Source organism: Bacillus sp. P4_E1 (assembly GCF_056401715.1).
Genome location: NZ_JBFUIV010000002.1, coordinates 426,308 through 433,871 on the forward strand (window position 1 = coordinate 426,308; position 7,564 = coordinate 433,871).

Consider the following 7,564-nt stretch of genomic DNA (forward strand, 5'->3'; position numbering starts at 1 on the left):
TATTTCATTACTTCCGGTCCTGCGATGCTTCCAACAATAAACTTGTAAATTACTCATGAAATGCAAAGGAACGCTTTGTGTTTTCAAGTATTTACCAAACGAAAAATTTATCTCTGTATAACTTTTTATAAGAATTCAGCTTGTTTTTTTTGTATGTAATATTGCATATAAGAGTGTATTGATAAAAGTGTAAGGGGTCACTATAATGAGGGCATAAAGATAAATCACATTTTCGTAGCAATAAAAAAGGAGGAAATAATATGGAAATCGCAATGGCAGTTTTGAAATTTGTAGGTGGCGTAATCCCGTTAATTCAAGAACTTTTGAAAGCATTTATGTAGGTTTATTAGTTAGCTATCATTTATCAATCATTATCATATCTTACTAAAAAAAGAACGGGGTGATTTTTCTGAATATTAAGAAAAACACTAAAAGAAGAAAGTTCCTTGCGTGTTTATTAGTTAGTCTATGCACTATTAATTATTCATCTATTTCCTTCGCAGAAACACAAGTAGGTAATGCAACTGATGTAACCAAAAATGCTAGTGGCATTGATACTGGTATAGCAAGCCTTAAATATAATAATCAAGAGGTTTTAGCTGTAAATGGTGATAAGGTAGAGAGTTTTGTTCCGAAAGAAAGTATCAATTCAAATGGTAAATTTGTAGTAGTGGAACGCGAGAAAAAATCACTTACAACTTCACCAGTCGATATTTCGATTATTGATTCTGTGGTGAATCGTACGTATCCAGGAGCGGTACAACTTGCAAATAAAGCTTTTGCAGACAATCAACCGAGTTTATTAGTGGCTAAGAGAAAGCCTTTAAATATTAGTATAGACTTACCTGGCATGAGAAAAGAAAATACAATTACTGTCCAAAATCCGACATATGGTAATGTGGCTGGAGCAGTAGATGATTTAGTATCTACTTGGAATGAAAAGTATTCTAAAACACATACGTTACCTGCAAGAATGCAGTATACAGAATCTATGGTTTATAGTAAATCACAAATCGCAAGTGCCCTTAACGTTAACGCTAAATATCTCGATAACAGTCTAAACATCGATTTTAATGCGGTTGCAAATGGAGAGAAGAAAGTGATGGTAGCGGCATATAAGCAAATATTTTATACCGTAAGTGCTGAACTACCTAACAATCCATCCGATCTTTTTGATAATAGTGTTACTTTTGGTGAGTTAACTCGTAAAGGTGTAAGTAATTCGGCTCCACCTGTTATGGTCTCAAATGTAGCTTATGGTAGAACTGTTTATGTAAAATTAGAAACAACATCTAAGAGCAAAGATGTACAAGCTGCTTTTAAAGCCTTACTTAAGAATAACAGCGTCGAAACGAGTGGACAGTACAAAGATATTTTTGAAGAAAGTACTTTTACTGCTGTAGTATTAGGCGGAGATGCGAAAGAGCATAACAAGGTTGTTACTAAAGATTTCAATGAAATCCGAAATATCATTAAAGATAATGCTGAATTAAGTCTTAAAAATCCAGCATATCCAATTTCATATACAAGTACTTTTTTAAAAGATAATGCAACTGCTGCTGTTCATAACAATACAGATTATATCGAGACGACAACTACAGAATATTCAAGTGCTAAAATGATACTGGATCATTACGGTGCTTACGTTGCGCAATTTGATGTATCTTGGGATGAATTCACATTTGATCAAAATGGTAAAGAAGTACTAACACATAAAACATGGGATGGTAGCGGCAAAGACAAAACGGCTCATTACTCTACAGTTATCCCTCTTCCACCAAATTCAAAAAATATAAAAATCGTAGCAAGAGAATGTACTGGTCTTGCATGGGAATGGTGGAGAACAATTATTAATGAACAAAATGTTCCATTAACAAATGAAATAAAAGTTTCAATTGGAGGAACAACATTATACCCAACTGCTAGTATTAGTCATTAGGTATAAAAAGGCGCCCTGTAAGCAGGGCGCTTTTTTACTTAGTCACAAATTTTACTCTTTCCAAAACTGTTCCAATAGAATGACAAGCATGGTACCCACAAGTAATCCATTACTTAAAACATATTGTAAGGAAGAAGGAATTCCGCTAAATGCACTTTCTGGAAGAAACATTATACCCAAACTGATTAATAATGAAATTCCTAATATAGTTAATCGGCGTTGATTTAATTCTTCACGTAAAATGGATTGGAATGAAATGCCTATTACTTGGACAAATGTTGCTAAAAGTGCGGCATTAGCAATAGGACCTGGTAGCAAGGATATAAAGTTTACAATTGAAGGAATAAAAGAAATTCCTGCTAATATAAGACTTGCTATAAGGAACGACTTCCCTTTTCTTTGTCCTGTTAGTTGAATAAATCCTGCTGATGCAGGTAATGGTACAATTCCAATTGTAGAAAACACCGACGAGATAATATGCGATATACCTCCGGCCCACACGCCGCGGTTCAGTATTTGCTTTTCATTTTCTTTAGATAACGGAGCCACTTGTTTTACAGCCGAAATAGCAGCGATTGTATTTGCAACTAAAAGAAATGTAAATAAAGTTGCAGTTAGAGCCATTCCAATATCTAATCTAGGTGTGCCCCAAGAAAATAGCTCTGGTAACTTAACTAACCGTGTGTGTGAAGGTATATGAGATGATTTTCCTAATACAGCATACAAAAGCCAACCACATGAAATTCCAAGTAACACAGCGTAACTTTTCATCCATCCGTTCCCTTTAATTGATAAGAAAGTAATAAGGGCAAAAACAAAGAGCGCAATAGCAGCCGTTGTATAATCAGGATGAGTTACAGCTCCTTGTAATCCCATCATTCCTTTTAGTAACACACCACTAAGCTGAAGAGATAATATTAAAAGAAAAGTTCCTGTAACCAAGGGTGTAAATAAACGTAGAATTCGATGAACAAGCCCTGTTATACCAAGGACGAAGAGTAATATACCTGCAATAATTAATCCACCTTCTAAAAGTTGTAATACATCCTTTGCACTTTGTCCCTGATGCATAGCGACTTGTCCCAATATGACAAATATACTTACCCATGAGCCGGCTGGCCCATCCGCTATGGGATAGCGATGCCCAAACCATGCTTGTATAAATGAACTTACTCCTACAACTAAAAAAGTTCGTTGCATTAATGTTGAGATATCTTCTATTGATAAATGGAATATGCCACCAATAATGATAGGCAATGCAATTGCATTTGCTAATAAAAACACAAACCACTGTAGAATACTAAAGCTCGTATCGACGTATTTTTTATTCATATTATTCTCCCTCGTATAAAAAGAATCTCATAGTAAAAATCCATCCTTTCTACACAGCTAGATTAAAAAGGATGGATTTTGTAAATTTATAAAATTACTTTAATTATATAAATAGATTTTTAATTAATTACCATGTACGGAACGGTAAGAATTTCCCGTTAAGTGTAATCACGATACGAGGGTCGCCACCTTTTGGATCTTCTTGTGTGTCCACACCTAGATTGAAGTTAATTGCACTCATTACACCTTCGCCAGCTTTTTCTAGGATTAATTCTCTAAGAGTTGGTGCGTATTGTAACATCATTTCATATAATCGATATAAGATTGGGTCAGTAGGAGGCATTTGCATTACTTGACCTCTAAGTGGAACTACTGTTAATGCTTGAACTACTTCTTCATCTAATTCTAATAGTTTACCGATTTTTTCTGCTTCTGGACGTGTCATTGTAGCTTGTCCTAATAACGCTGTTACAACCCAAGTCTCAGAGTTTTCACTTACTTTTGAAATTTCTTCCCATGTTAAACCTTTTGCAATTTTTGCTTCCATAATTTTTTGCGTAGCTTCTTGTCTATTCATATCTAATAACTTCCCTTCATTTAAGTAATAATTAATTTTTCATACCATTTAATGCTTTATATCCATCAACTATTAAATCTAATTTACCTGTGTGAGGATCAATAACTAAACCATGTACAGGAACATCTTTTGGAATAAGTGGATGATTTCTTACTAAATCAACATTAGCTTGAGTTGAACCGTTGACATCATCGAATCCAAATAACCATTTTTCAAGGTCAACACCAGCATATTCAATCGCTGATAAAATTTCTGGTGAAGCTACTCCACGATCTAATATTTTTTGAAGTGTTCCTTTTGGATTAGTTTGGCTCGCACCACATCTTTGGTGTCCGATAAGGAAGATTTCATCTGCATTTAGATCATATACTGATGCGACAACACTTTGCATAACACTATCGAAAGCAGAAGCAATTTTACCACCTGCATTTCTGATAACTTTTGCATCACCATCGTGTATATCTAAAGCTTTTGGAAGTAGCTCAATTAAACGAGCGTCCATGCAAGAAACAACAACCATACGTTTTTTAGGCATTTTTGTCGCTTCATGAGGAGCGTATTCTTTATTTTCTACAAATTGTTCATTGAACGATAAAATCTCTTGTAATAACATATTTGTAACCTCCTTTAAATCTAGATGTATTCTTTTGTTGCGTCCTCTGTGTTATAAGTAAATATAACTGATAAACAATGTGATGTAAGAGGATAAACTAAGTATAGTGAATTGTATCGACAAGCAGAATAAGTTGGCGAAACACTTTCTGGCTTTCTACTTTCACGATGAAAGGATTGGTTTATATCATTGATCAAACAGATTTTGAGATACTGAAATTATTAGGAGAAAACTCAAGAATACAATGGAAAGAACTTGGTCAAAAAATACATATGACAGGGCAGGCTGTAGGAAATCGAATTCGAAGATTAGAGGATTTAGGGATTATTGAACAATATACAATCGCAATAAACCGAATCAAATTAGGACAAGTAGTGACTGCATTTGTTACTTTATTCGTAACAACAGCTAATCATCAAGAGTTTATGAATTTCTTTCAAAAAGAAGAAGGGATTTCTGAAGTAGACCGTATAAGCGGTGAGGGATGTTATTTATTAAAAACACATTTTGCTTCTAATGAAGAATTGGATAACTTTCTGGGGCGACTATTAAAGTATGGGAATTATCGTGTTAACTTATCAATAGGAAAGTTAAAATAAGATTTCTTTTTTTGAGGTTATAGTAACATTATTTGCTAATCCCTATTTGTATAGAGATAATAAAGTCGTTTGATTTTTATCCCGCATTAACGGGCGAGTTAAAACGATTGGTAACTGGTATTACGCAAAAAATGCTTACTGAGCAATTGAAAGAGCTTGAAAAAGATGGGCTTGTGTCTAGAAAAGTATACAATCAAGTACCACCGAAAGTTGAGTGAAACAGGGACAATCATTAAAAGAAGTTTTAAAAGTACTTTGCGATTGGGGAGGCAACTATATTAAGCAAAGATATCCTAATGGTGATAGTGAAAGAGGACGATCATATATGATTTAACACTCCTATAATTGTAAGTTTGCTATAATGAACAAGTACTTATACGAAGGGGAGTTTAAAGAGAAAATGAAATCATTTAACATCGATCATTTTATTGCTAGTGTCTTGCAATGGATATTAAATATAGCTCTAATCATATTATCCATTGTCTTATCTATCTTTTTAATTAATGAAACGATTACTTTTATTCAATACATATTTTCGACGAAGAAGTATACATCTTATAAATTAGTTGAAAGTATTATCGTCTATTTCTTATACTTCGAGTTTATCGCATTAATTATTAAGTATTTCAAATCGAATTATCATTTTCCGTTACGTTATTTTATTTATATCGGAATTACGGCTTTAATTAGATTAATTATTGTATCTCATGAGGAACCGATGGAGACGTTATTATATGCGGGATCCATTCTTGTTTTAGTTATTGCTTTATACATATCGAATATGAGAGATTTGAGAAAAGAGTAGTGCAGACATAAGTTTGCACTATTTTTTGTACCTTGACCTTCAAGTTACTTAAAGGTTTACAATGTAATTAGGGCGTTTGAAATCGAAAAAAATTGAGAAATTAAGTGAAGAGGTTATTTTACTTGGAGGTTATAGAAATGAGTCAGGAATTAAAGTTACGTCCTTTAGAACGGGAAGATTTAAAGTTCGTGCACGAACTTAATAATAACGCACATATTATGTCTTATTGGTTTGAAGAGCCGTATGAGGCTTTTGTAGAACTACAGGATTTATATGATAAACATATCCACGATCAAAGTGAACGCCGTTTTATCCTGGAGAAAGATAATGAGATGGTTGGATTAGTTGAGTTAGTGGAAATTGATTATATTCATCGAAGAACTGAATTCCAGATTATTATTGATCCGAATTATCAAGGACATGGTTATGCAGCGGAAGCGACGCGTTTAGCGATGGATTACGCTTTTTCTGTATTAAATATGCATAAACTCTATTTAGTTGTTGATAAAGAGAATGAAAAGGCTGTACATGTTTATAAAAAGGTTGGATTTATGGTAGAAGGAGAACTTCTCGACGAGTTTTTCGTTGATGGAAACTACCATAATGCGATAAGAATGTGCATGTTCCAGAAGGAATATTTTAGAACGAAATAATGGAATGAAAAGGCTATAGACGATCATTGTCTATAGCCTTTTTTAATATGTTTAACAACAACTATTTATTGCAAAACAATAAATAGTTGTTGACTTAAAATGTTAGTGGGCTTATTATGATGGTATTGAGAATAGTAAAAAGGAATGCAGATAAATTAATTGTGAAATCAAAGGAGAATATATTATGAAAAAATATTTATTAGCTTCTAGTCCAATATTTTTAGGAGTGTTATGCATCATTATGTTTAATGTAATTGGTTCGGAAGTAAAACCAGACGGAACTTTAGTGGAGCCATTTTACTTAATTCCGTTAGCATATTTATTTACCTTCACTGGAATTGTTGCAATTTTATGTGTGGCTCTTTTCTCGGTGCTTCGAAACAAGACAGCGTAATAAAACACTTGCCATGAAATAGAAACATACGATAGGGAAGAAAAATAAAAAGTGAGCTGAATAATGGTGAATCATTATTGTTATCCTGAAAGACAAGTAGGATTGGCTATTACTTTGGCAGGAGCACAGGGGACAATTTATGCTGTGAATCAAGTGATTCAAATGCAGCAGCAAGCATATTTTGCACAAATGATGCAAGGACAGTATATGTCGTACTCACAGCCTCCGATGCAAATTGTACATTACGATGTGCATCCAGCGGGTTTATCCCGCATTAACGGGCAGTAAAACTCCCACCTCAAAATTCGGCAGGAGCAAAGAAGTTAGGTGGGAGATCAACTGCCCGTAAACGCCCGATTGGTGAAGGCTAATAATCAGTGGGTAAGAACAAAACCCCCACTGATTGCAGTGACCCCTGTCAAGTAGACAGTATTTAAAAAGCGCAACTAAGCAACCTGAGTTCTATATTTATATGGACTCAGGTTATTTAATTTCTTTTGAAATCTTTGATGATTATAAAAGTGCATATATTTACGCACGGCAAGTTTGACCTCATTCGCTTTACGGAAGGAGTATAAATGAAAACACTCTGCCTTAAAGTGACTGAAGAAGTTTTCCATACAAGCATTATCCCAACAGTTGCCTCTTCGAG

The 7,564-nt window shown here is 34.0% G+C and carries 10 protein-coding genes and 1 pseudogene; 7 read left to right on the top strand and 4 right to left on the bottom strand.

The features are described from left to right. Positions 1-400: 400 nt before the first annotated feature. Positions 401-1,939 carry an anthrolysin O/cereolysin O family cholesterol-dependent cytolysin Alo gene (gene alo, locus AC1DS7_RS04255; RefSeq protein WP_016102249.1) on the top strand — a complete coding sequence of 513 codons (1,539 nt, stop codon included), beginning with the start codon at positions 401-403 and terminating at the stop codon, positions 1,937-1,939. A 51-nt stretch (positions 1,940-1,990) separates the two neighbouring features. Here the strand turns inward: alo and AC1DS7_RS04260 are convergent, their stop codons facing one another. The 3 genes from AC1DS7_RS04260 to AC1DS7_RS04270 form a co-directional block, all read right to left on the bottom strand. Further along, complete coding sequence (locus AC1DS7_RS04260; RefSeq protein WP_016102248.1) at positions 1,991-3,271, bottom strand: purine/pyrimidine permease; 1,281 nt, start codon at positions 3,269-3,271, stop codon at positions 1,991-1,993. A 127-nt stretch (positions 3,272-3,398) separates the two neighbouring features. After that, positions 3,399-3,848 (bottom strand): cyanase, encoded by a 450-nt coding sequence (gene cynS / locus AC1DS7_RS04265; protein ID WP_001081567.1) that lies wholly within the window; start codon positions 3,846-3,848, stop codon positions 3,399-3,401. A 31-nt stretch (positions 3,849-3,879) separates the two neighbouring features. Beyond that, entirely contained in the window at positions 3,880-4,461 is a 582-nt protein-coding gene (locus AC1DS7_RS04270) for a beta-class carbonic anhydrase (protein WP_016102247.1), read from the bottom strand. A gap of 167 nt (positions 4,462-4,628) precedes the next feature. Between AC1DS7_RS04270 and AC1DS7_RS04275 the strand changes: the two genes are divergently transcribed. The 6 genes and pseudogenes from AC1DS7_RS04275 (at position 4,629) to AC1DS7_RS04300 (ending at position 7,200) form a co-directional block, all read left to right on the top strand. Continuing rightward, the gene (locus AC1DS7_RS04275) at positions 4,629-5,060 is read left to right on the top strand and encodes an Lrp/AsnC family transcriptional regulator (RefSeq protein ID WP_002016035.1); all 432 of its coding nucleotides are present in this window, start codon (positions 4,629-4,631) and stop codon (positions 5,058-5,060) included. Between the two features lie 32 nt (positions 5,061-5,092). Beyond that, positions 5,093-5,389 (top strand): annotated as a pseudogene (locus tag AC1DS7_RS04280) (winged helix-turn-helix transcriptional regulator). A gap of 71 nt (positions 5,390-5,460) precedes the next feature. Then, positions 5,461-5,865, top strand: coding sequence for a phosphate-starvation-inducible protein PsiE (psiE, locus tag AC1DS7_RS04285; protein WP_002089513.1), 405 nt, complete (start codon positions 5,461-5,463; stop codon positions 5,863-5,865). 137 nt (positions 5,866-6,002) lie between these two features. Next, on the top strand, positions 6,003-6,518 hold the full coding sequence (speG, locus tag AC1DS7_RS04290; protein ID WP_002034701.1) for a spermidine N1-acetyltransferase: 516 nt from the start codon (positions 6,003-6,005) through the stop codon (positions 6,516-6,518). Between the two features lie 184 nt (positions 6,519-6,702). Then, the gene (locus AC1DS7_RS04295; protein WP_002034702.1) at positions 6,703-6,912 is read left to right on the top strand and encodes a DUF3955 domain-containing protein; all 210 of its coding nucleotides are present in this window, start codon (positions 6,703-6,705) and stop codon (positions 6,910-6,912) included. Between the two features lie 63 nt (positions 6,913-6,975). Then, a complete protein-coding gene (locus tag AC1DS7_RS04300) occupies positions 6,976-7,200 on the top strand; it encodes a DUF3947 family protein (RefSeq protein ID WP_012261967.1) in 225 nt (74 codons plus the stop codon). Positions 7,201-7,358: 158 nt separating this feature from the next. On the opposite strand, the gene AC1DS7_RS04305 is transcribed toward AC1DS7_RS04300, so the two are convergent. Next, a partial coding sequence (locus AC1DS7_RS04305; RefSeq protein ID WP_476998795.1) for an IS3 family transposase occupies positions 7,359-7,564 on the bottom strand: 206 nt, incomplete at its 5' end.

Bases quoted from the DNA above. Each gene is read 5' to 3' on its own strand.
- speG (WP_002034701.1), top strand. From the start codon at position 6,003: ATGAGTCAGGAATTAAAGTTACGTCCTTTAGAACGGGAAGATTTAAAG.
- cynS (WP_001081567.1), bottom strand. From the start codon at position 3,848: ATGAATAGACAAGAAGCTACGCAAAAAATTATGGAAGCAAAAATTGCA.
- AC1DS7_RS04300 (WP_012261967.1), top strand. From the start codon at position 6,976: ATGGTGAATCATTATTGTTATCCTGAAAGACAAGTAGGATTGGCTATT.
- AC1DS7_RS04295 (WP_002034702.1), top strand. From the start codon at position 6,703: ATGAAAAAATATTTATTAGCTTCTAGTCCAATATTTTTAGGAGTGTTA.
- AC1DS7_RS04260 (WP_016102248.1), bottom strand. From the start codon at position 3,271: ATGAATAAAAAATACGTCGATACGAGCTTTAGTATTCTACAGTGGTTT.
- AC1DS7_RS04275 (WP_002016035.1), top strand. From the start codon at position 4,629: ATGAAAGGATTGGTTTATATCATTGATCAAACAGATTTTGAGATACTG.
- AC1DS7_RS04270 (WP_016102247.1), bottom strand. From the start codon at position 4,461: ATGTTATTACAAGAGATTTTATCGTTCAATGAACAATTTGTAGAAAAT.
- psiE (WP_002089513.1), top strand. From the start codon at position 5,461: ATGAAATCATTTAACATCGATCATTTTATTGCTAGTGTCTTGCAATGG.